Here is a 22,166-nt window from a genome sequence, read left to right as displayed (position 1 = left end):
AAGGTCTGTTTACCCACTCTTGCACTCACGAGGCGAGCCTTTTCTCCCGTCGCGCCGGGGCCTTCAAAAACTCCCGTTGGAAACTGTGTTGCCAGCGAATTTTCAGCCTGTAACGTCACCCGGACAGGTGGCGCATCTTTTCGACAGGACAGAGTGAGCCAGACTTTTCCTGATAGCCCTCTGTATTCGCCCACCCCCTCGATGGTGGCTGTAGTCAGCGGGTTGTTCAGGTATGGCTTCTCAATTTTCCACCGGGTTTCAGCGATGACCCGGCTGGTTAAAAAAAGCAAGAAAGCTGAAACGGCAATCAAAGTGTATTTCACGGAATACGTGTCCTTTCTGGTATAGAGGCCCGGGGAATGCCCGGAACGTCTGTTTCGCGTCGATATCTGCCGATGTCAGTTGGGGCCAGTTGAGAGATCGGAACTTATTGTACTATAGGAGATTACCCGGCACCCTCGTGACCTGCCTGCGCAGGCTGAGTGAGCACCCCAGATACCAGTGGACACATTGCTCAGTGATATCAACGGGATATGAATGCGATTCAGATCAAAGTCGTGGGAGGGTAATATCACAAAAAGCAGAATATTACCCTGCCTCGTCTTGATGCAGCAGAACCTTATTTATTGATGGCAGTAATTAGCACGGTTGATTTTTTGCACTGATTATCTCCGCAAACAGCGGAAAACCATATTTGCCCGTTGCCGATCATTACGCCCTGAGCGTTGATAAACAGATCTTTATATTGCTGGGTATTGACTGTTTTCACCAGAGCAGGGGTAAAAATGGAACCATACAGTTTAATAAGCTGTTGTGGGGTTTTTATTTTAACTTTTTTACTATCAATATTAATGTCAATGGGGTAAGAAACCAGTTTTGCTACTTCTACTTTATTTTCGCTGATAAGCTGTGTTTGCAGGTTATCGAGAAAGTTATGATATTCCTGGTGTGTATTGAAAAGTTGATCGAGTCTTGCATTCACTTCCTGTTCACTGGCAGCCGTAGATAAACTACTCCAGCAAACCATTGCCGCCAGCAGCACCGATGTGCCCAGATGTTTAAGCTTCATAAACTACCTCTTTTTACTTAATACTCATTTAAAATGACCGCTTAACGGCGTTTACTGCTCTGTTGTTCCCTAAACCCCAATGCCAAGAACGGAAAGACTACCACTGCAACGTATATCTATGATGCTTGCGCGGGTCTTTTTCAGACAATAGCTGCCTGATGTCCCTGTAGGGGGGTGTCAGAAAATGGTGGTACAGGTTGCGCCGTCGAGCATCAGCGCGGCGCGGCATGGAGGTGCCAGCTGAAGCTGAACAGGGCGCTGAGGGTAAAGGGCACCGTGACCCGGCGAAGCCGGTTACTGTTCGATAGATTTCACCGATACAACCCCCACCCTGAACAGCCAGACCCGCTGAAAGCGATACAGAAGCTTTTGTGCGCCGTCGGAGTGGGCCCGACAAGGCAAGGCCGTAGTCGGGGCGTATCTCCGCGTTAGCGGGCCGTCAGGGCCGCTTACGGGCGTGTACCCCATACCACCCAGCCACCCCTCTCAACGCAATACGAATCTTTAGTTACATCATCCATCTAAAAAGCGGGGGGGTTCCGGGCCTCCGGCCCGGGGCGGCGGCGCTTTTCAGGGTGGGCTGGGCGCAGGCGTCATTGATGTGCACGGGCCAGGGTTTTTTCTGATGGTTATGCTGAATGTTGTAACTAGTGCACTGCGAGGGGGCATAAAAAAAGCCCCATTTGTCAGCGGGGCTGAATAGATAACCAGTAGCACACATATTAGTGAAACGGGGTTCACACAAAGACAGGGAAATCCCCAGCACCCAGTGTAGCCATTGATTTGTTATCCGGATGAAAACCAGGAGCTTTCTCTGCCCGAGCAACGCGAGGGAGCTACCTCAGGTTGTTTCCGAACCGGCGCGGACGTGAGTCTGCTGCAAGGGCGGGCATTATTGGAGTCTGTCCACAGGGCAGACGATGAACAGGTTTTTTCTTTAAAGGTAAGTAACAACAGATCTTTAAAAGAATAGTGATCGGGTTTTTAAAAGGATCATCGCGGTTTAGGAAAAATTCGGGCAGGGGTTAAGCGCATACCCGGGCATAAGTTTAGATATTTACCCTCTTGTGGTTAATGTGGATAACTCAGAAACGGACCTCAGCTGGCTTAAACGGATGAGATTATGTGCACAAGATCGTCGTTGTAAGGCCCAGGCCACTCCCTGGCAGTGAGTAAGTTTTAATCAGCGGCCGAAGGTGGGCGCGGAAATCCACCCCGAAGGCGAATAGCGGGCAGGGGTAATCCGGCGCACATGCGCCTGACTCGTCATTTTCGGGGATTCTTCCACTGGCCCCCCATGAAAGAGGAGGACTGTCAGGTGGTGACCAGCAGGTCGTCACCGAGTCGCGTGTAATGCCCGCGAGAGAGTTTCATCCGCTCAGTCACCCGCCGCTCGATTTCCGCGCGCACGGCGTCCAGGCCGCCGAAGAAACGGCCTTTCGCAATTTCTTTATTGAGCTGGGTTCGCACCCGCTGTTCGATATCCTTCCGCGTGCGGGGGGCATCTTTACGCGCCCGGTGGCGTTTCATGCCGTGCTCGCGGCGGGACTTCTGATACGTCCGGAAGCGTTCCCGCACAAATGCCCAGGCGGCGCTGATAAGTTCATCGACACCTGCCCGTGGCAGTCCCTTTTTTTCACGCTTTTTGTTTTCCCATTCAATCCGGCTGCGACGGGCTGCAGCCACAGCATCCTCTGACACGTCCAGTATCTGCCACATCAGCGGCGTAAAGGTGATATCAGTGGGAATATTGCAGCCGATCTCTTTGTCGTATTCGGTGTTATAGGTCACGAGACCCAGCCGGGCCAGAAACTGCACGGCCCCGGTAAAGCGGGTGATCGAAAGGCGTTTTTTTTCTGTGGCCAGTCCGCAAAGAATGCTCATCGTCGTGAGCGAAGCCCCCACGCGATTGGCCAGCGGATTAAAATACCAGCACAGCGCCTGCAGTGAGGCTTCCAGGGCGCGAATACGCAGCGGAGGGGGGCGACGCTTGCGTTCGCCGCGGGCCACAGACATCGCAACCAGCGTCTGGAACTCGATACGCTGAGTGAAGCCGGCCGCCTTCTCGCGGATTTTTTCGCAGAATGGCAGGGTTTTCTTTCCTTTCTCCGGAACAAATTCCGGGTGCGGGTTCTTTACCTGCCGGTAGAGGGTGTGCTGTATCTGAACGTCACTCACGCCGTCCTGCGCTTATGTTGCGCCGGAGGAGTAAGCACAGAAGGTATTGCAGTTTTCTGAGCATGCACATATACTCCCTGCATAGAGCAACAGCTTCTATGCAGTCTTAGTGATCCCCCGATATATCTTGTTCAGCCGGCCAAAGTTGAGAAGATTATCGGGGTTTTCGCTTTTATGGCTCCGAGAAAATCATTTCCGGACCCGTTCCCTGCCACCTTGCGGCGTGGCCCGCCATTAAAATTTTTCAGACGATAAGCAATTTAGCATTCAAACAGCTTGTGATCAAGAAATGTGACTATTCACCACGATTTTCCCGTTCGAGCAAAAGTTCGATTGCCTCCGCCTGCGTTAATCCATATTCCTGACACAAGGTGTCTAATTTGTCTTTAAGGGCATTGCGAATAAAGACATTGACAGGTTTATGGGTTTCTCTTTTCCGGGATACAGAGCGTATTTTTCTTTCATTAGCGCTCAGAGGAGTGCCTTTCCGGTAAGCTCGTTTCGATGAGGAAGTTACTGCATTTTCGATCTGCGACATTTCCGCCTCCCCAAGGATCAAATAAAGATTATCTGGCAGAGAATACTACAGATTTTCTGAATCAGCGACTTAACTTTACCCCCGGGGCTGTACGTCGTGTTGGCCCACGATATACAGCTGGAGGACGCTCTACCTGTGCAGCAAGACTGTCAGTACGGCGAATGCCAGTCCGCCCCCATCTCCCAGCGGGACTGCCAGTGCCGCAGATAGGTCTGCGCAACCTGGATGTCATCCCGCACAATCAGAACATTCTCTGAATTCGCCCGCGCACCGCTCGCCGTGAAATTAAAAGAGCCAAGCTCCGTATTACGCCCGTCAGTGACGATCACCTTGTCGTGCATAATCCTGAACCGGTTTACCGTACGCACCGGAATATCCGCATTCACCAGCAGGTTCATTGCCGCCTGGCTGGCTTTCCCCCGGTTGCCTTTCTCATCCAGGACTACTTTCACATCCACACCCCGCCGTCGGGCAGCTATTAGCGATTTCACCACCGCCGGTGACGTGAAGGTGTACCCCATCAGGCGGATACTCAGCTGTGCAGTATCAATCGTCTGCAGAACCAGCTGAAGGGCACTGCCTTCCGGAGAAAAGCCAGCCTGAAGCGATGGATCCGCCACGGCAGGAATAAAGCCAGACAGCGCAAAACAGAGCAGAGCGGGCAGCGCCCGGCGGCGATATGAACAAAAATTCATCGCATACCTCGAAGTAAAAAATGATTCAGGGGTAAAACTGAAAACGCCGGGAGCGGGGGAAAACGCGTTTTTTACCCGCTTCCGGGGTTGGACAACCGCGCCCGCGCGGGCGTCAGCAGATTCTGGTCCGGGCTACGGCTTAACGGGATCGGTCAGACCAGCCGCGTTGTTGATGGCCATCTGCAGCACCGCCCGGTCGGTCATGCCCGGGATCACCGTGACCGTCTCTGCCGTGGCACCCGTAGCAGGCATCACCACCAGGCCTGGCGTACCGGTGAGTCCAATGTTCCGGGCCAGCTGCCCGGTGAGGGTCAGCTCAGCCTGCACGTCCTTGTCCTTTGCTGTCGCCGACGGGTCAACCTTCACAGCCCCGGCCGCCGTGCGGATATCGTTCGCCGTCAGCGCCCCTTCATTATGCCCGGTGGCATACACGCCGTTGTGGTACACGAGATACGCCTCTGCCCCTTTCTGCTGCCAGACTTTCAGGCCTGTCTCTGCCGCCAGGCGGGAGGCTGGCCATCTGTCGCCGAAGATGGGCCACTCGCGGAACACAAAGCGCACCTGCGGGTTGGCTTTCATCACTTTCGTCAGCACCGGGGCCAGCTGGCTGCAGTAAACACACTGGTAGTCGAAGAAGAGCGTCACCACCACCTTCGCCTCCGCCGGGCCGTAGGACGGCGCATGGGGGTCATGCAGCAGTTCAGACTGGAGCGCCAGCGCCCCGTCCGTCATGGCCTTCATCATCGCGGCTTGCTGACGGGCCTGCAGAGCCTCGCTGACCTTCACCAGCACCTCCGGGTGAGCAATCAGGTAGTCCGCAGCCACCGCCCCGATGCGGGCTTCCTGCGCCGGAGTAAACGGTGAGGCCGGTGTTGCCGCCTCCGCGTGAGCAAAATGGCTGATATCCCGGGCCACCACCCCAGCCAGGACGCCGCCCAGCAGAATGGCGGCGGCAATGTTCGATTTTTTAAGCATAAGAAATATTTCCTGTTGATAAATAAGATGTTGTTCGTCAAACCTGACAGATATGCAGCACCCGGCGATTTAACGCGGGGGCAGCAGGCGGGACGACACGGGCTTGCGCCACTGAAAATCCTCCTTCGCCTCCGGCTCTGCTTCTTTGGTTCCCGTTACTTTCCGGGGACGCCCGCGCGGGGCTTTCCTGTGTTTCACCTGCTTCACCGCTTGCGCATGCTGCGCGGCGGCCTCCTCCGCCAGCTGCTGCCGTCGCCGGGAAGGTAGCGGCCGCCCCAGCGCAGCTTCCTCCTGCGTAATCAGCGCGTTCAGCAAAAAACGCTCGTACTCCGTCAGGTCTTCCGTCAACGGGTGATATTTGTCTGACATGGTTCCCCCTCGCATGATTGTCCCGTGGCGTGTTGCCGGCAGCGTGCCGCTCTGGCTTCGGCGTACGCCCGCCAGTCTGCCCGCAGGACCTGTTTCGCCACCCAGGCCCAGGCCCGGGCGGCAGGTTTATACCGCCCGGCCAGCTCCAGCCTCACTGCCACCTGGCCCCGCCTGCGGTGATGGCTATCTTCGCACCCGCCGTCAAAAGAAATTTCCGATTCAGTCTTCATGTGATACCTCCGTTCACCGGCCCGGCCAGCAGCAGAGCGAGCAGCCCCAGCGCGGCCAGGTGTCCGGTGTAAAACAACATGAATACGCCCCGGGGAAGAAAGCGACCCGCCGGGATTGCCCTGCCGCGCGTCACCGTTCCCACCACCGGGATACTGACCAGCAGCCCCGTGATACCCGCCGTGAGGCTGATATCCAGATTCATGACCAGGACCAGCGCTGCCCATGCCAGGAAGCAGCTGGCCTGTCGCTCAGCATTTTCTGCCCGGTATAGCAGGCAGGAGACCATCAGCAGGGCCACGCCCGGCAGGCCGTAGCTGGTCGCCGAGAACGGCAGCCAGAGCAGGACCACGGCGAGGGCCAACAGCCCGACAGACCCGGTGCGCAGCAGGCACAGGTGCAGCCCCTGCCCCGCCACCGCAAAGGCAAACAAAATATTGCCCTGCCACCACGCATTGCCGAGGCTCAGATACGGAATTTGCGCGAGGCAGGCAAACACCCACAGCCGGTTCAGGGTGGCCTGGCGGATGTCGCGATGCCGGGCCAGATTGCGTCCCCACGCCAGGGCGAAGAGCGGAAACGCCCCGCGCCCGACGAGCATCATCCCCGTGGCATGCAGGTGCAGCGCCCGGTTCGCGTGGTCGACGACCATCAGGCAGGCCGCCAGAAGCTTCATCATGTCAGTCTGGCCATCTGTCCAGGTCAGGAGCCGCTGAAGCCAGGTCTCGTTTAGCCTGCGGGTTCTTTCGTCGGTGTTCATCATGGTCAGTCTCCCCCCGGCGTCAGGTCCCGCGTCCGGTCACGCAGAATGTCCTGCTCCGTCTGCTGCAGCCGCTCGCGGGTCGCCGGCGGGTTATTTGCCTCAGCCACCGTCCGGACAGCCTCGTCCCGGATACGGTCGGCGTCAGCCCCCGCAAGCAGCGCCCGGTCCGGTATCGCCTGCCCGTCCAGGCCGTTTACCTTGTCCCGGATGAGCGCCCGGATGCGGGCGTCATTATCAGGGGCCCCGTCCGGCGTCTGTCGCACCTTCTCTGTCTGCTCGCGGGCCACCTTCTCTGCGGCGACCGCCAGCGCACGCAGCCGTTTTTCCTCTGCTGCCACCGGGAACGGCACGGTGCCCTCCGGGTTATCGGCTGGTCGCCGGACATTACCGGCCCCCTCCCGGACATCCCCCACCCAGACCTTTCCGCCGGTGATACTGCCCGGATTCCAGGGCTGGCCTTCGCCATGCAGGCGGACCACCACCCCGGTATCGGGGGCGTGCGCCGCTTTCACCAGACCGTCCTGAACCCCCTCTGCCAGCAGAGTTTGTCCGTCCCGGCTCTGCTGCAGGGCAATAAACTGCGCCTCCGGACTGCCCTTGATACGCCCCGCCGGGGAAGGCACGTTGTCCGCCCTGACAGGGCTCAGCCAGAGTCCGGCGGCCTTCCCGTTGCGGTCAAAGGCCGGAAACGCCACGTGGGGCTGCGGAAAGGTTTTTCCGCCCCCGATAAATTTCCCCCGCGTCTCGCCGCGGATGCCGGTGGCCCGCAGAATGGCGCGCCCCTGCGCCACAGCCTGCAGGGGCTTCGCGGTCTGCATCAGCCGCGCCGCCGTGCGCATGTCCCGGTCATTGCGTGGGGCGAGAATATCGTGGGCGGTGGCGCGTTTTGCCGACTCCCCGGCCTTTTCCGCCCAGGTCTCGCGGTTATCCGTGTACACCTGGACGTGCTGCCGGGCGCGCGACAGTGCCACGTACGCCGACTCCAGACTGGTCATCCGGCTTCGTGCGCCTGCCACACCCTCCAGGGCTATCTCAAACACCTCACTGGCCCCCTGCGCCCCGTGGGTAGTGATGGCGTAGGCCAGGTCTACGTGGCGCTGAGCCTCATCGCGCAGCGGGTCGACCACCACCTGCCGTTTGCCGGTGTCGAGCACCAGCCTGCCGTCCTCCCGCACCGCCGTCACCGTCGCCACCTGGTTGGCCACGTACCCACGCTCGTTGTCCGTGCGCGAGAAACGCATCCGGTCCCCGGCGCTGACGGCGATAGTCTCAGGGTGGTAGAGCGTGGCTTTCTCCCGGACGGCTTCCGCCGGGGAGAGCAGACGCGCTTCCCCGTCGCGCCCCCGGAGCGTCACCAGCCCCGCCTCGCGGTCCACCTCTGCAATCGCCCAGTAGCGTTCATCCAGGCGCACCACGGCCGTCCGGTTGGCTCCCCAGGTCTTCAGGCTGCGCAGCGCCCCGTCCGGGATATTGCCCGGGGTCAGGACCGGCAGCATCAGCTCCGGGCCCTGCAACTCCTTTGCCTCTCTGCGGTGCGCATGCAGCGCCGCGTTCACCGCCCGGCGGTCCTCATTGAGGTGGGTGATAATCAGGGTCTGCGCCCGGGCGGCGTCGGTCCGGCCCATCCAGTCCGCCACGATGGCGCTGAGCGGCGAGTCCGGCAAATCTGGCGTGCCTGCGGCAGCTTTCTCTCCGGAACCGGTATCCGGTGTCGCCGGCGCAGGCTTTTCTCCCTCACCGGTGACCTCCGCAGAACCAAGGGCCAGCACCGAACTGTCCGGCACCCAGGCTCCCGCCCGGCGGGGCACCTGCGTCGGGTGCACCGTCTCCATCACCGCCAGCGCCCCCTGCACATCCCGGTTGATGAGGTTGTAGACCGCCGGGCGCAGGGCCGGGACCTGGCGTACGATGTCTTTCATCACGGCCATATCGATGGCGCTGTGCTGCTGCTGGAGCCGGAACGGCGCCCCGGCGGCGATGGGCTGCAGCTGGTCACTGTCCCCGACAGAGACGCTGCGTCCGCCCCCGGCGGCAATCAGCGCGTACGCGGTGGCCATGTCGGTGTTGCCCGTCATTGAGGACTCATCCATCAGGAAGAGCGTGCGGCTGAAGTCCGGTGTTTCCCCGGTGCGCAGACTCTCCTGCGTGTCGTGCAGAAAACTGCTGAGCGTCTGCGCCGGCACACCTGCCCCCTGCATCTCCCCCACCGCCCGGTGGGTGGGCCCGAGCCCCACCACCTGCGGACGCGCCGCCTCCGGCAGCGTCTCCAGGGCAGCCATCACCGCCCGGAACTGGGTGGTTTTCCCCACCCCGGCATACCCCTGCACCAGGGTGAAGCGGTCCCGGGTCGCCAGTATCATGTCGGTGGCCACCCGCTGCCCGGTGGTCAGGCCATCCAGTGCCCCAGCAGGGACCCGCGCCATCAGCGGCGGGACGGCGTCTTTGCCCTCGAGGACATGCTGCAGGATACTTTTCTCGGCCTCAAAGCTGGCCCGGGAGACCAGCAGGCTGGTGCCGTGGCCATCCGCCACATCCACTGTAATGAGCTCCCCCCGGCGCACCATCGCCCCGATTTCCTGGTTCACCGCGGCCACGCTGAGCCGCTCTCCGGCCGGGGCCATCCCCGTCGCCTCCGCCACCAGGGCGGCGTGATGTAGCCCGATGGACTGGTTCTCCAGCACCGGCACCGCCAGATGGAGCGCCTGCTGCGCCGGGGTGTGCAGCCGGTCACGCTGCACCGCCATCGCCGCGGATATCTCCGGCTCGCCGGCGAGGTCCTTCACTGCCGTGGTGATACGGCTGAAGACCGGGGTGCGGGCCAGCTTCGCCTGCGCCCGCGCCGCCGGAAGCGGCGTGAACAGCATCACCTGACTGCCGCTGCGGGCTACCTGGTTGAGCGTGGTCTGGTTCATCTCCCGGGCCGTCAGCGACACAAACACCCGCGCCCCGTCGCTGACCGACGCCCCGGGGCCTTCCACATAGCCGGGCGCGAGCTTCGGGGCCGTGAACACCGAATCCGTGCCCGCCAGGGCAATCACGCCGCCCCGTACGCCCGCCACCTCCAGACCGCCGTCAGACACCCCGGTCACGGTCACCCGCTCCCCGGCGTTAAGGCGCGCTTCGGGGATGCGGGCCAGGACCTGCAGCCGGTCCCCCTCCGCCACCTGCAGCTGCGCCGGGCGGTACGCGGACCAGGCGCTGTTGAGCGCCCCGAGCCGCACCGTCTCCCGCTGCCCGTCCGCCCCGTTAAGCACCAGCGTGCGCGTCTCCGGGTTCACCCGGTCCACCTGCCAGCGGGTGCGGGAGTGAGTGTCTGCATCCCACTGCTCCAGCACCATGCCTGGCCGCCAGCTGTCGGTGGATTTTTTCTCCCCCGCGTTCATCCACACCGGGGTCAGAGCCGTCACGGTCACCTCCGGGCCACGGAGCACACCCGCCTGATGCAACGCCTGGCGGATATCCCGGGTGAGACTCACCTGCTCGCGCGCCCCGCTCACCTGGGCGGTCACCGTCTCCCCGGCTCGCAGGGCCTGCGCAAAGCTGTCCGCCAGTCCCGCCATGCGCGCCTGTTTGTCCGGCTCGCTGACCAGATGCACGTCAGCCTGTTTCCCGCCCTGATAGCGGTACGGATTGACCCCCGCCTCCGTCAGGACGCGCAGCACGTTCCCGGTGCCCTGCCGGGCCTGCGTGTCCATCACGAGGACCTGGACGTTATGCCGGGCCGCCCCGACGAGCAGCGCTTCGGCCTCTTTGAGGGTCAGCTTCTCCCCCTGGTCCACAATCAGGGTGCTGTTGGGCGTCAGCGCCAGGCCTGCCGGGGAAGGTGGCCCCCCTTCTGCTGGCTGCAGGGCGCTTTTGCCGGTCAGGGTGACCTCACTCAGACGCGCATCGGCCTGCAGATACCGCAGGGACCGGTTGTCGGCGGCCAGCACCTGCACGTCCCGCCCCTGCTCACGTGACATTGTCACCAGTTCGACAATACGGTCCCGCTGCACGCCCGCCCCGCCCCGGCCGGACAGCACCGCCAGCGGGGCCCGGTCCTGGGCCAGGACGCTGACCGCGTCGCTGTACGGGGCCGTACGTTCAGGTCCCCGCGCCGGGAGGACCACCGCCTGCCCCCGGTCCAGAATTTCCCGCCCGAGGGCGGCCACGGAGAGCTCATCCATGACGTGCAGAGTGGAGGTGAACACGCCCTTCTCCCGGTCGAGGGGAATAAGCTGTTGCGTCTCAATCGCCCGGGCAATCCCCTCCCGGGCCTGCTGCACCATGCCCGGCTGCGCCGGGAGCAGGTGCAGGGTGCGGGCCAGCGTCTGCGCGTAACTGAACTGCACGCTGCGCTCGCTCAGGAGCGCAATGGCTTCCCCGACCGCCTTATCAACGTCCGGCGCATCCGGCGACACCGGCGCAGGCGCGCCCCCCTCCACCGCCCGCGCATCCGCCTGCGCGCGGTAGTCGCCGATATCAAAGCCGGTTGCCTTCAGGACCGCGTGCCACTCCGCAAGCTTCTCCACCGGATCGAGGACTTTTTTGGCCTGGCGGGTGTCGAGGGCCGCCACGTCCCGGGCCTTCGGGGAGGCATCCTCGCCCACGGCCGCGTGGATTTCCCGGTGTCGGGTACTGAACGCTGCCACAGGGACATCTTTCATCTCCCACATGCCGTGTTTGCCCGCATCTTCGGTACGGTAACCCAGTGCCTCCGTCTTCGCGCGGAAGCTTTCCTGATATATTCGGCCCAGAGCGGTACGCACCGCCAGCACGTTTTCCACAAAGCCGGTTTTGCCGACGGTATCAGTGGCCAGCGTCTGCCACTTCCCGTCGTGGTAGGTGGCGTTCGCCGTCACGCCGTGGGTGTGTATCTGCGGCTCCTGGGCCCGGGAGGTGTCGTGGTTGAACCGGGCGATGACCAGGTTGCCGGTCAGTTCGGTCCGGGAGACGCCCGCCGTCATCACCCGCGTGGAGGCCATCTTCTCCAGCTCGTTCAGCGCCACGGTGACGGACTGGTTGTGGGCGTCGAGCAGACGCGTGTCGCCCCCCATCAGCACCATCATCGACACGCTTTTGGGGGCCGAGAAGGTAAAGTCATACCCGGCCCGGTGCTTATTGACGCCAGCCTGCATCCGGGTGAGGTCACTCCCGTCCGGCAATCTGCCCTGGAGGACCTGGGTGAAGGTCGCCTTGTCCACCGGCCCGTCAAGCCCCAGCTGCTGCGCCCCTTTGCCAAACCACTGTTCGTCCATGCTGCCCAGCACGTAGTAGTTATCTTTGGCGGTGTAGTAGCCCCCGGCGGTACCGGCGGACTTCACCTGGCTGAAGCTCATCATCAGAAACCTCCGCCGACGTCAATATCGTGCTCAGGCTCCGAAGGGACACGGCCATGATTGATGTTCATCTCCTCCTGCCGCTGCCGGTCGCGCAGGGACGCCTCGCTATACGCCTGCCAGGTGGCATAGGCTTCCGCATCCACAATTTCACCGTCGGGCGACAGGCCGGGCGGCAGAGGTTCGCGTTCCGCGGTCACCGGCTTCACGGGGACTTTCTCCGTCTCTATCCCGCCTGCCGCCGCCGCAGAGGACACCGCCGCCGTCTGGTTGTCAGCAGCAGCCGCGTTCGGGGTAACCACCGAAGCCGGGAGCTCCGCCCCTGAGGCAGCCCCCTCCGGTGCGCCCGCGCCGGCGTCATCCCGGGCGGAAGAGAACAGCATCGCCACACTCTGGCTCTCTTCCTCCCGGGCCTGCAGCGCCTGCTCCAGCTGGCGATCGGCGAGCTCGTCCATCGCCCGGGGAATAAACTCCGGGGCAACACGCGGGCGGGGCTGGTACTTCAGGGCCATTCTGACCGCCGGGTACGGCCCCGGGAGCGTGACATAGCAGCTCAGGTTCGGCAGAGTCTGGATATCGGAGTAGCTGACGAGTGTAGTCCGCGTCTCGTCCTTGCCCACCGAGGTCCCGTCACGGACGGGGTCCACCCCGTAGGAATATTGCTCCGATGCTTTGAGGATTTCCTTCTCCCCAATTTCACCGGCCGCAAAGCGGGCAATCTCCATGCTGGGGCTGCGGAAGAACCCCCGGGTGTTCAGGACGTCAAACAATGTGGCGGCGGATTTCACGCCGTAGATATCTTCCATCTGGGCGTAGGACTGGATACCGATGACGTAGCAGCCGCCGAACTTACGGGCCTCCGGCAGGATTTCAACCAGGTCAGGGATTTTGTGCAGCGTGGGCAGCTCATCCATAAAGAACCACACCCGGCGGCTGCGACTTTCCCCCATCGCCAGCAGGCCACGAATGGCGATGGACAGCCACATGGAGGTGACGGGTTTCAGGGAGGCGTGGGTTTCCGCATTCGAGGAGATAAACAGGGCCCCGTTTTTCTTGTCCTCGCGCACGCCCCGCATCCAGTCCCGGATGGTGAACGGCTCGCCGTTTTTCTCGATGCCCTGCAGGTAGCGGATGGCCTTCACGTAGTTGGTGAGCACCGCGCGGATGGCGATGGCCGTTTTCTCAATTTTCTCCTCGACCAGGTTGGCCGCCGGGGACGCTTTCAGGTACTCCCGCAGGCGGTCAATTTTGATGGCCAGCAGCGTGTCGACCAGCTTGGCGTAGCTGCGGTCCTCATCCTTGCGCATGCGCCAGCCCGCCTCGGCAAAGATGGTGCGCCCGCTCCCCTGCCAGAACGGATCTTCGCTGGTCCCCATCGGAATAAGCGTATTGGAGACGTTATCGAAGTCGGTCAGGGCCAGGCACTCCCGCCACAGGTCCCAGTTGGCACAGCGGGCATCGGTCGGGTTGAGGATTTTGTCGGTCTCCGGGTTGTAGTAGCTCTTCACGAACTCGCAGGAGCGGTCGTACACCACTATCATGTCGCCCCGGGCGCGGGCGTAGTTCATCAGGCGGCGGATAGCCTCCGATTTCCCGGTCCCGACTGAACCGTGCAGACAAAAATTCTGGATTTCGCTGTCGCGGATAATGGGCAGCAGCCCGAGTTTAATGTCCGAGTCCTCACCGTTCTTTTTGAGCATCCGGGCCACGGCTTTCGGGTCATCCGAGAGCTGGCGCCCGCCGGTCACCTCATCCTCACTCTGGGCTTTCCCCTGGTGGCCCAGCACCCAGATGGCGACAAAGAACACCCCCACACAAACAAGGAGGGAGACCACGCCCCCCGAGATAATCGCGGCCAGCACCTGCGTCCCGCACCAGTCGGTGTACCGGTCTTTGAGAATTTGATCGGCGGTATACGGCAGGTCCTTCCCGTAGTACGCGACGTGGTAGACCGGCTGGGTACGCATCAGCTCCCGCATCGGGGTCAGGGTGGTGCACCACCAGTACAGGCAGCCGTTGACAAAGGTCTGCCAGGTCAGTCGGTACCAGAGAATCAGCCCGGTCAGGGCGGCAAACAGCAGGATAAGCCAGTACAGGACAATGTTGGCGATCTGCGCGAACATGCGAAAACGCATGACGGCAATCTGCCCGCCCTGGGTCACATCCTTGGCATTAAAGCTCATGGCTCGCCCCCCGGGCAGACAACACGGCCACACTCACCCGAACAGCCCGCCCCTCACGCGCGCTGTCGTGGCCGCGCCCGGTTTGACCAGCATCCTCGCCGGGGTGGCTCTCCGCGCCCGCGGGCGCATCAACCACCACCCTGATCTCTGACAGGGGCGACAACTGTGCTTGCCCGTCTGCGGCGGGCAACCGCCTCTGAAGGCGGCTGTACATGGTAAGGATAAAAATGAAAAGCAGGACATCAATGATCAGCATCCACAGAGCCGGGTTCGTGACGGAGAAAAAATCGGGGGTGGGTATCACCCCACAGTTATGCAGGGCCGGAACGAACGTCGGGTCAGGCTCAGCAGGGGGCATCATCACAGCGTGTAATGTCATAATAAAATTCCTCTTTTTCCTGCCGCAACGGGCAGGGACGCAGAAAGGTAGCCCTGCAGAAAAGTCAGGGCTGACAGAAAAGAAAAAAGAAAAGGACAAGCGATTTCCGGCGAGGCCGGGTACGTCTCAGGGCAGCACAGCGGATTTGCGCTGCCGTGAGGCATGATGGATATCGATTAAGGGTCAGTCTGAGCAGGCCGGCAGCCCCGGCCTGTTGATGGCGGGTGAAACTTACCCCGCCGGATACGCCTCGGTTACGTGGGTGGCAAAGCCCTTCGCATCAAGCTGATGGATGATGTTATCCCGGTACGTTTTCATGTTCTTCCGGCTGTCCCCGGCCACGCTGTTGACCAGCGCCTTCGCCACCGCTTCCGCACTGGCCCCACCGGACTGTTTGTCAAAGCTGACGTACCAGTCGAGATGCCAGCCGTCCTTGTACTGCCAGAGGCAGGTATAGAAGTGGGTGTTCTCTCCCCACTGAGACATACCGGTATCATCTGACCGCGCCACCACAAACGCCCCCTCACACACCGGCACATTCAGGGAAGCCCCGTTCGCGGCCATCAGCGCCCCCAGGCCACTGTTGCCGAGCGGGTTGGTCAGCTGAAAGCGACCGGGCTTATCGGGGAGCGGAGACGGGGGAATATTTCGCGAGACATTCACGTCGCTCATTATTGTCTTGAGCGTATCGATATATATATCGGCGACCTGATCCGGGGAACGGTGCTGCGCGTCTTTAATATCATAGACGGCGTAATTCGCCACCGATTCATGGGTGGGCGTCAGGGCACAACCTGACAGCGCCACCGCGGGAATAAGCCATAAAAATTTGCCAGTAATCTTCATTAACCTTCCTTAATTAAAAGCGGCTGACGTTATAGCCGGAAACAGCATACGCCTGAAAATAAAAAACCATAATATTACAGTGGGTATTATTAGCGGGATAACAAAGCAGTTTTATCAAAGTAAATACACCCCCCTAAAAACAGGGGGGTATTTTTAATGCGAGAGGGATACGGAATCGCCTTTATCATTTTTGACAGCGTTTAATACCGACGTAAATGCCGAGAGCTGATAACGCCCAACATCCATGTGAAACACAAACACCATCAGCACATACCCTCCCAGAAATGCAAAAAACATAATAAACAAATCATTGAATAAAAAGCTAAAAAAGCATGTGGCGACAATAATTAAAGAATAGGCAACGGCCACATATTTCATTTTTTTCCTAATCAATGCAATCACTTGCGACTTTTGTCGAAAACAAAGTGGAATCGAGTATAAAAATGAAAGATTACCTCCAATGTGTACCGTTATAAAAAACGTAGATATCATGGTAAAAGGTGATGACATAATTGCGTCATCCCCCACACTCCTGATGATTATCAATATTGACCATACAACTGAAAATAATATCAGGCATGCACCAGGACCATAGCACTGCCAGAATCCGGGGATTTCAATTTTATCTTCCGCCAGGAGCTGCTTAAGCTCCTGTGCTTCCGTTTTAATCTGCGCGTGCGTCAGGGTCATTTCTTATTCCTCGTCTGTTCATCCATGAGTTTTTGGGCCTGCTCCGTCATTTCTGTCGGGGTACTACTAAAAAGATGTTCAGACTTTTCTCTCTCTGTTTTTGCCGCCTGATTGTGTTTATTTCTGGCGGCATCAAATCCCTGCTGAAGGGGCTGGCTTTCATCATGCACCTGCTTTTCCTTGCCCGCAATATTATCCCTGTTTTTTGTAATAGTATCGTGATTTTCCCGCTGTTGATGAACCACTTCAGCCCCCACATCCTGCCGGATACCGGCGGCATCGGTCCGGGCCTCAATCGTCGCCTGATGCTGCTGGTGATCGCGCGCCACATCGCCCGCACCACCCGGTCCCGATACGGTTCCCATCGTCTCCCCGAGGGACGCCCGGCCCGCCTCATACGCGCCATTCATCTGCGGCGCCACCTGTGACTGCACAAAGGCTTTCACCAGGGCATTACGCTCGGCTGCCACCTCTGGCGAGGCCGTATCGCTCAGGATCTGCAGCGCATTCTGCGGGGAGTGCTGCTGCACAAAGTTCGCAAACTGCTGATCCAGGTTCTCGCGGCTTTCACCGGACAGCGATTCGGTCCGGCTGGCCATCTCCGCGTACTCGTGGCTGCGGGTCTGGCTGGTCGCGAACTGCGCAAACTGGCTTTTCGCCGCGCTGAACGTGCTGGCCAGCTGATCGAGACGCGAGCGGGCGTTGTTGTCGCTGTGGCTGCCCGACTCCGTTTCCCGGTGACTGGTGACCAGACTCAGCCCCTCGCGGTAATCCTTCAGCGCCTGAGCGCTGTGGTCATCCCGGTTGTCTGTCGAGCGCGAGTCACGGTCAGAGATCCCACTGGAATGCGTGCGGCCCCGCGTGTAATCCGCTTTACCATGCAATTCCCCCGCGACACTTGCCCCCGTGATCCATTCTCCCGGTTTTCCCCACAGCGTTTTGCTGGTATCCATTTTGGCCCTCACAGAAACACCGCCCCCCAAAGTCCCGCGTTGCGACTGCTCAAACAGCGCCTGGTTGGCCTCAGACTCCGAGATATGCTCCGACTGCGCCAGAGAGCGGGTCGCATTGAGCATCATGGCCGCCCCGCGGCTGACATCGCTGCTGGTTGTGCTGTCCGTGCCGCTGGTCAGCGTGTCACTGCTGCCCCTCTGTGTCCCGAGCTGCGACAGCTGGCTCCAGCCGCTGCTGAGGTTCCGGCTGTAGCCCTGCGAGGCCGTTTCCGCTTCGCTCTGTGCCTCCCTTGCCATCTGCTGCTGCGCACTCGCGGTCTGGTGTGCCACGTTAATGCTGACCGGCAGGCTGGAGATACCGCCCCGGCTGTCCACCACCATCGAGCCGTCCCGGGTCTGGGTCACCGAGGCCCCGTTCCCCAGCTGCTCCGTTATCTGCCCCATCGCCGTGGTGCTGTTGGTGTTCCAGTGGAAGCCGTTGACGTTATCCGACTGCATATTGTTGTAGCTGTAGTTGGCATCCGCCGACGATATTCCCGCCGAGGTCGCCGTACTGGCGGCGTTGCCCGACCAGGCACCGACCGCCGAGCTGATCCCGCGTCCCAGCCTCGGCAGCATCGCCCCGGTCAGGCCCACAATGGTGATGCACAGATAGCCCGCCAGCGACGAGATGTCGGCGTAGTTCTCCTGCACCGTGGACAGGTTCGACAGGGTCACCGCCGTGCCGAAGTGGGCCATGCGGAAATTCATGGCATGATTCAGGATGGCAAAGAGCAGAGGCCACGTCTGGAGCCAGACAAACAGCATGACGTACATCTTCAGCACCTCCGCCGTCATCCCCGGCACCGTGCCGATGACAATCAGCAGCGGAAACAGCCCGACCAGCATCCCGGTAATCACCGTCTGCATCACCGGCAGGGAGCGCAGGGCCGTCTGCCCGACCGTGGCCTGGGCGAGGCGCTGCTTCTCCATGGCTGACGTGCTGGCGATATTGAGCAGGCTGGAGGTATCCCCGTTGCGGGCCGCATAGCCCATAATGCCCTCCCGCAGGGCGTTCATGGTGACGTTCTGGCGGATAATCTGGCTGGCGTTCTGCCCCGAGGCATAGAAATAGTTGTAGCTGTCGCCCAGCATCTGGCTGAACAGCACCCCCGCATCCGGGCGGCCACCGAAGATGCGGCGCACAAAGTAACTCCACGTTTGACCCCCGGTCCCGCTGTCCAGCGCCAGGGCGTTCTTCAGTGTGAGGGCCGCTTCGGCACAGGTCTGGAACTGGTTGTTGTCGTTGAACACCCCCCGCAGCGGGCTGGGTTTTGAGAAAACAATCGTGTACGGGTCGGGGCTGTGCATCAGGTCGTCGAGGCTGTACTTGTGGTTCAGCAGGATGTCCCCGATAACACAGTTCTGGACGTAGTCCTGAAACAACCCCGTAATGGCCGGGTTCTGTGACAGAAAATCCGTGCTCTTCACCACCAGAGAAGCCCCGAACAGCATCCCGGTTTTGCTGTAGGACAGGCTGTCCGGGAGCGAGAACACCGTGTCATACCCCACCGACAGGGCGTGCCCGATGGAGGTCAGCGATATCGGGATAACCAGCCCCACCGGCACATGGTCCACCACGTAGACGTTCGCCGGCTGGCTGGTATCCACCACCTGCACGGAGGCGGTGCTCCCGGTCAGGACACCGATAATCACCACCCCGAAGGTCCACCACAGCGTGTCGAGCACGTTGTGGTATTTCACCCAGCGCAGGGCCAGCACGAAAACAGAGAGCAGCATCCCCATGCGAAACAGGGTGTGCCAGGTACTGGTCTGCATAAAGGCCGCGATGGCGTTGAGCGAGGCACGTATCCACTCCCCGCCGGTCATGACATAAAACTGATGCATATAAAAAGTTCTCGCTTAAGCCTGACGATTCAGGTCAGTCGTGGTGCGTTCCGGGGGTGGAGGCGAAGCGGTAGTTGCTCTGGTAGCGGCTCAGCATGCGGGCGGAGACCTGCTGGCGCATGTAGCTCATCTGGCGGTCCACCACCAGGAGCGCGTCCTGCTGGACCTGCACCCGGGCCTGAAACTGGGCTATCTGCTGTGCGGCCTGGTCGAGGTTATGCAGCACAAAGTCCATCGTGGACTCCGGGTAGTTCCCGGTGGACAGCATCGCCCTCGCCTGCTGGAGCAGCTCCTGCAGGTACTGCATCAGGATGTCGTACCCGATGTAGTCGGTCAGCTGGTAGACCATCGAGTTTGAGACGCCAATCATCATCGGGTCGACGAGGTATTTGAACACCGGCACCGTGGTGCTGCTGATGAAGCCTTTCTCCTGGTCAGTCAGCGGGGTGTCGGTCTGCGCCTTGTTCTGAATGCTGGCCAGGATTTTGTTGATCTGGTTTTTAAGACCGTTGTCCCGGCTGATGGTCACCTCCGCGTCGGCCACCACCTTCAGGCACTTGTCCGAGTCATTGCAGCGGTAAATCTTTGCCGTGCCCCCCTCCATGATGGCCTTCAGCAGCCCGGTGTCGGTGGTGCGGGCCGCCAGCGGGGTGATTTCTCCGTTTTCCCCGAAGACCAGCGAGCCGGTGAGCGTCATGATGAACTCCTTCAGCTCGGTGTTGCCGTCAAACATGCGGTTTTTACTGAGGGCATTCCACATGATGTTGATGTTCTTCATCACCCGCTCCCGGTCTTTGGGGTCAGCCTTATCCCGCACGGCTTCGGATTTGCCGCCGACCGTACAGCCCTGGCGGGACGCCGCCCAGTCGGAGAAGATGTTGCTCTCCCCGGCGATGTCCTGGCAGACCTTCTGCTGGGAGACCTGGGTGCGGGGGAACAGCCCCCCGACAATGCCCTGCGCCGCCTGGCAGGAACTCATGTTCGTGCTGTTAATGTCGCTGGCCATCTTCTGCAGGAAGTCTTTCGCCTGCTTGATTTCCGGGACGGTGACCTGCAGGGCGAGGTCGAAGAAGTAGCCCCCGGCGTTGGCCATAATCTGCTTCCCGAACCGCTGCAGCTCCTCCCCGCTGATAAAGGAGAACGAGCCGAGGTAGGCGTCAATACCGCCACAGCCCGCGTTGAGGCTTGGCAGCGTCATGGAGACCAGCTGGATTTGTTTGACCTGGGTGCGGGCATACAGGGACCCGCCCGAGGCGTACCCGGCCGCCTGCCCCTGCCACACCTGGGGGGCGGTGGTGTTGGACGCGAAACCGAGGTGGTCGAAAAAGTTGTTCATGTCGCCGTTGACGTCTGCCCGGGCGGTCAGCGACAGGCCCGGGAGCAGGACGGCCAGCAGCACAGGCACTGCGGAGAGTTTCATGCGTTGTCCTTCTGAGGGTATCTCACCCCGAACGCGGCACCCGCCAGGGGCCACGTCCGGGAGAATGCGCCGCCAGACGCGGCGCGCAGGCCTTACTGCCCGGGTTTATCCCCGCCCGGCTGCAACGCGGCGTCATGACGGAGGCGGCGCGTCAGCCATCTGCAGCGAACATCGGCCAGACAGGCCCCCAGGGCATTGAGCGCCCCGACAGCAAAACACCCGGCCGTCAGGGCAAACAGGCTCCCCGGCACAAAGTACATCAGGACATTCCAGATGCCCTGCACCAGCAGCGTCTCCCTGTCGGTGGATGTCACGGAAAAAGCCGCCCCAAACATCTGTTGACTCAGTGTCCACGAGACCACCGTAGCCACGCCCAGCGCGAGGCCCGCCTCCAGCCAGACCGTCAGCCGGCGATCGCAGCGCGCCTGCTCCTGACGGAGTGACCGGATACGCTGTTCCGGATTACGTTTTGTCTTATACATACCGTTTCCTCTCTGACGATAAAGTCGCCGCCGGACTGGCGGCCTTAAAAAGCCCTGCCGTTGCGCTCAGGCTGAGCGCGACCGCAGGTCAGCGTTTTCTGCGCCACACCCGGCGCAACAGGGGGTAAAGGGTGAACAACGTGGCAGACGCCAGGCAAATCCCCGACCCGGTGCCTGCGGGCAAAAAACGGTCCACCCTGAAAAAGCGGTGCGCGGCAATATCGATATCCAGCAGCGTGAACCCCGTCGCCACAAACGCGGTGCAGAACACCAGGGCAGCGTCGCGCAGGCCGCGGAACAGCTGCGCCCCTGACAAACCGGAAAATCCTTTCACTCCGCCCCTCCCTGCCGCCCGGCGCGGGTGTCCTGCAACACCGTGTCCAGCCGGGCCAGAAACGTCTTCTCGTCGCTGGCCCCCTGCAGCAGCGGCCAGGCGTCCAGGGTGTTGACGTTCACCAGGAAGGTGGTGGGCGTGGCCACCGGCAGGCCCGGGAAGAAGGTGCGCATCACCGCATCCGGGGCAGGCAGCGCCGCCGGGTATGACGTGTCCCCCTGCCCGTCCAGGGTGTAGGCGAACACCGACAGGCCGGTCTGCTGGCTGATGTTCTTCAGCAGCGGATCAAACGCATGGCAGTACGGGCAGTGCCCCTGCATAAACAACACCACCTTCCAGTCGGCCAGGTTGACCCGCTGCCCGTTGCTCAGCGTAAACCAGCGCGGGACAGGGGCCGGGGCAGGCAACACCGGTGCCGCCCCCGCGGTTGATTCGGCGGCCGGCGCGGGAAGCGTCGCCATCCCCTGCGGGTGATACAGGGCCGCGATATCGTCCCGCGTGGAGGCCGGGACCGCGACGCTGCTGAGCAGAAGGGGAAGGATCATAAATCGAACCAGCGTGTGACAATGTGCCTGTACATTACTCATGGTCATCCTCCTGCTGCTGCGCCTGTGCCGCGGCGGCCACGAGTTTTTCCCGCTCGGCCGCTTCCACCCGGTGCAGCCAGACGTCCAGGATGCGGTACCCGCCACCTACCACAAGGACGGTGGCAAGGATGTTCCCGAGCATGACGGCCATCTCCGGCTGCGGAATAACCAGGCAGCTGAAGAGGTGTAGCCAGATCCCCAGGGCGAGCCAGCTCTGACCGGTGTTGTCCAGCGCCGGGAGTGACGGCCAGCGAATTTTTTTCATGTGATAC

The 22,166-nt window shown here is 61.1% G+C and carries 20 protein-coding genes and 1 pseudogene; all 21 read right to left on the bottom strand.

The genetic code is table 11. The features are described from left to right. Positions 1-323 (bottom strand): annotated as a pseudogene (locus tag B9Y90_RS26540) (hypothetical protein); the annotation flags it as partial. A 296-nt stretch (positions 324-619) separates the two neighbouring features. Then, positions 620-1,069 carry a hypothetical protein gene (locus tag B9Y90_RS21180; protein ID WP_085542476.1) on the bottom strand — a complete coding sequence of 150 codons (450 nt, stop codon included), beginning with the start codon at positions 1,067-1,069 and terminating at the stop codon, positions 620-622. Between the two features lie 1,314 nt (positions 1,070-2,383). Continuing rightward, the gene (gene repA, locus B9Y90_RS21175; protein ID WP_085542475.1) at positions 2,384-3,247 is read right to left on the bottom strand and encodes a plasmid replication initiator RepA; all 864 of its coding nucleotides are present in this window, start codon (positions 3,245-3,247) and stop codon (positions 2,384-2,386) included. Next, positions 3,240-3,311, bottom strand: coding sequence for a RepA leader peptide Tap (gene tap, locus B9Y90_RS27580; protein ID WP_369678986.1), 72 nt, complete (start codon positions 3,309-3,311; stop codon positions 3,240-3,242). The genes repA and tap overlap by 8 nt, the downstream gene beginning before the upstream one ends. A 231-nt stretch (positions 3,312-3,542) precedes the next feature. Next, the gene (locus B9Y90_RS21165; RefSeq protein WP_085542474.1) at positions 3,543-3,785 is read right to left on the bottom strand and encodes a replication regulatory protein RepA; all 243 of its coding nucleotides are present in this window, start codon (positions 3,783-3,785) and stop codon (positions 3,543-3,545) included. Between the two features lie 149 nt (positions 3,786-3,934). Further along, positions 3,935-4,480: a phospholipase D family nuclease gene (locus B9Y90_RS21160; RefSeq protein WP_085542473.1), complete on the bottom strand. Its 546-nt coding sequence runs from the start codon at positions 4,478-4,480 to the stop codon at positions 3,935-3,937. 132 nt (positions 4,481-4,612) lie between these two features. Beyond that, complete coding sequence (locus B9Y90_RS21155; RefSeq protein ID WP_085542472.1) at positions 4,613-5,455, bottom strand: DsbA family protein; 843 nt, start codon at positions 5,453-5,455, stop codon at positions 4,613-4,615. Between the two features lie 69 nt (positions 5,456-5,524). Further along, the gene (locus B9Y90_RS21150) at positions 5,525-5,824 is read right to left on the bottom strand and encodes a hypothetical protein (protein ID WP_085542471.1); all 300 of its coding nucleotides are present in this window, start codon (positions 5,822-5,824) and stop codon (positions 5,525-5,527) included. Beyond that, the gene (locus B9Y90_RS26525) at positions 5,800-6,054 is read right to left on the bottom strand and encodes a hypothetical protein (protein WP_139827438.1); all 255 of its coding nucleotides are present in this window, start codon (positions 6,052-6,054) and stop codon (positions 5,800-5,802) included. The genes B9Y90_RS21150 and B9Y90_RS26525 overlap by 25 nt, the downstream gene beginning before the upstream one ends. Beyond that, a complete protein-coding gene (gene traX / locus B9Y90_RS21145) occupies positions 6,051-6,815 on the bottom strand; it encodes a type-F conjugative transfer system pilin acetylase TraX (RefSeq protein WP_085542470.1) in 765 nt (254 codons plus the stop codon). The genes B9Y90_RS26525 and traX overlap by 4 nt, the downstream gene beginning before the upstream one ends. Before the next feature lie 2 nt (positions 6,816-6,817). Next, positions 6,818-12,136, bottom strand: a complete 5,319-nt coding sequence (gene traI, locus B9Y90_RS21140; RefSeq protein ID WP_085542469.1) for a conjugative transfer relaxase/helicase TraI — start codon at positions 12,134-12,136, stop codon at positions 6,818-6,820. Beyond that, positions 12,136-14,316, bottom strand: a complete 2,181-nt coding sequence (gene traD / locus B9Y90_RS21135) for a type IV conjugative transfer system coupling protein TraD (RefSeq protein ID WP_085542468.1) — start codon at positions 14,314-14,316, stop codon at positions 12,136-12,138. Before traD ends, traI begins: the two co-directional genes overlap by 1 nt. After that, a complete protein-coding gene (locus B9Y90_RS21130) occupies positions 14,306-14,695 on the bottom strand; it encodes a hypothetical protein (RefSeq protein WP_085542467.1) in 390 nt (129 codons plus the stop codon). Before B9Y90_RS21130 ends, traD begins: the two co-directional genes overlap by 11 nt. Before the next feature lie 231 nt (positions 14,696-14,926). Beyond that, positions 14,927-15,541, bottom strand: coding sequence for a hypothetical protein (locus B9Y90_RS21125; RefSeq protein ID WP_085542466.1), 615 nt, complete (start codon positions 15,539-15,541; stop codon positions 14,927-14,929). 153 nt (positions 15,542-15,694) lie between these two features. Further along, entirely contained in the window at positions 15,695-16,231 is a 537-nt protein-coding gene (locus B9Y90_RS21120) for a hypothetical protein (RefSeq protein WP_085542465.1), read from the bottom strand. Beyond that, positions 16,228-19,071 carry a conjugal transfer mating-pair stabilization protein TraG gene (gene traG, locus B9Y90_RS21115; RefSeq protein ID WP_085542464.1) on the bottom strand — a complete coding sequence of 948 codons (2,844 nt, stop codon included), beginning with the start codon at positions 19,069-19,071 and terminating at the stop codon, positions 16,228-16,230. Before traG ends, B9Y90_RS21120 begins: the two co-directional genes overlap by 4 nt. Positions 19,072-19,105: 34 nt before the next feature. Beyond that, positions 19,106-20,491 carry a conjugal transfer pilus assembly protein TraH gene (traH, locus tag B9Y90_RS21110; protein ID WP_085542463.1) on the bottom strand — a complete coding sequence of 462 codons (1,386 nt, stop codon included), beginning with the start codon at positions 20,489-20,491 and terminating at the stop codon, positions 19,106-19,108. 92 nt (positions 20,492-20,583) lie between these two features. Next, positions 20,584-20,973, bottom strand: a complete 390-nt coding sequence (locus B9Y90_RS21105; protein ID WP_085542462.1) for a hypothetical protein — start codon at positions 20,971-20,973, stop codon at positions 20,584-20,586. Between the two features lie 88 nt (positions 20,974-21,061). Beyond that, entirely contained in the window at positions 21,062-21,307 is a 246-nt protein-coding gene (locus B9Y90_RS21100; protein ID WP_085542461.1) for a hypothetical protein, read from the bottom strand. After that, complete coding sequence (gene trbB, locus B9Y90_RS21095) at positions 21,304-21,894, bottom strand: type-F conjugative transfer system pilin assembly thiol-disulfide isomerase TrbB (protein ID WP_085542460.1); 591 nt, start codon at positions 21,892-21,894, stop codon at positions 21,304-21,306. The genes B9Y90_RS21100 and trbB overlap by 4 nt, the downstream gene beginning before the upstream one ends. Beyond that, positions 21,887-22,159: a hypothetical protein gene (locus tag B9Y90_RS21090; RefSeq protein WP_085542459.1), complete on the bottom strand. Its 273-nt coding sequence runs from the start codon at positions 22,157-22,159 to the stop codon at positions 21,887-21,889. Before B9Y90_RS21090 ends, trbB begins: the two co-directional genes overlap by 8 nt. Between the last annotated feature and the right edge of the window lie 7 nt (positions 22,160-22,166).

The sequence above is a fragment of the Cedecea sp. NFIX57 genome (genome assembly GCF_900177785.1).
Classification (GTDB): domain Bacteria; phylum Pseudomonadota; class Gammaproteobacteria; order Enterobacterales; family Enterobacteriaceae; genus Cedecea; species Cedecea neteri_C.
The sequence above is the reverse complement of the archived record's forward strand: the minus strand, read 5'-3'. Positions and strand labels throughout refer to the sequence as shown.

Excerpts from the sequence above, each read along its gene's own strand:
- traI (WP_085542469.1), bottom strand. The coding sequence starts at position 12,136 with ATGATGAGCTTCAGCCAGGTGAAGTCCGCCGGTACCGCCGGGGGCTAC.
- B9Y90_RS21180 (WP_085542476.1), bottom strand. The coding sequence starts at position 1,069 with ATGAAGCTTAAACATCTGGGCACATCGGTGCTGCTGGCGGCAATGGTT.
- B9Y90_RS21105 (WP_085542462.1), bottom strand. The coding sequence starts at position 20,973 with ATGTATAAGACAAAACGTAATCCGGAACAGCGTATCCGGTCACTCCGT.
- B9Y90_RS21125 (WP_085542466.1), bottom strand. The coding sequence starts at position 15,541 with ATGAAGATTACTGGCAAATTTTTATGGCTTATTCCCGCGGTGGCGCTG.
- B9Y90_RS26525 (WP_139827438.1), bottom strand. The coding sequence starts at position 6,054 with ATGAAGACTGAATCGGAAATTTCTTTTGACGGCGGGTGCGAAGATAGC.
- B9Y90_RS21130 (WP_085542467.1), bottom strand. The coding sequence starts at position 14,695 with ATGACATTACACGCTGTGATGATGCCCCCTGCTGAGCCTGACCCGACG.
- B9Y90_RS21090 (WP_085542459.1), bottom strand. The coding sequence starts at position 22,159 with ATGAAAAAAATTCGCTGGCCGTCACTCCCGGCGCTGGACAACACCGGT.
- traH (WP_085542463.1), bottom strand. The coding sequence starts at position 20,491 with ATGAAACTCTCCGCAGTGCCTGTGCTGCTGGCCGTCCTGCTCCCGGGC.
- trbB (WP_085542460.1), bottom strand. The coding sequence starts at position 21,894 with ATGAGTAATGTACAGGCACATTGTCACACGCTGGTTCGATTTATGATC.
- B9Y90_RS21160 (WP_085542473.1), bottom strand. The coding sequence starts at position 4,480 with ATGAATTTTTGTTCATATCGCCGCCGGGCGCTGCCCGCTCTGCTCTGT.
- B9Y90_RS21120 (WP_085542465.1), bottom strand. The coding sequence starts at position 16,231 with ATGACCCTGACGCACGCGCAGATTAAAACGGAAGCACAGGAGCTTAAG.
- traX (WP_085542470.1), bottom strand. The coding sequence starts at position 6,815 with ATGATGAACACCGACGAAAGAACCCGCAGGCTAAACGAGACCTGGCTT.
- B9Y90_RS21155 (WP_085542472.1), bottom strand. The coding sequence starts at position 5,455 with ATGCTTAAAAAATCGAACATTGCCGCCGCCATTCTGCTGGGCGGCGTC.
- B9Y90_RS21150 (WP_085542471.1), bottom strand. The coding sequence starts at position 5,824 with ATGTCAGACAAATATCACCCGTTGACGGAAGACCTGACGGAGTACGAG.
- traD (WP_085542468.1), bottom strand. The coding sequence starts at position 14,316 with ATGAGCTTTAATGCCAAGGATGTGACCCAGGGCGGGCAGATTGCCGTC.
- B9Y90_RS21165 (WP_085542474.1), bottom strand. The coding sequence starts at position 3,785 with ATGTCGCAGATCGAAAATGCAGTAACTTCCTCATCGAAACGAGCTTAC.
- traG (WP_085542464.1), bottom strand. The coding sequence starts at position 19,071 with ATGCATCAGTTTTATGTCATGACCGGCGGGGAGTGGATACGTGCCTCG.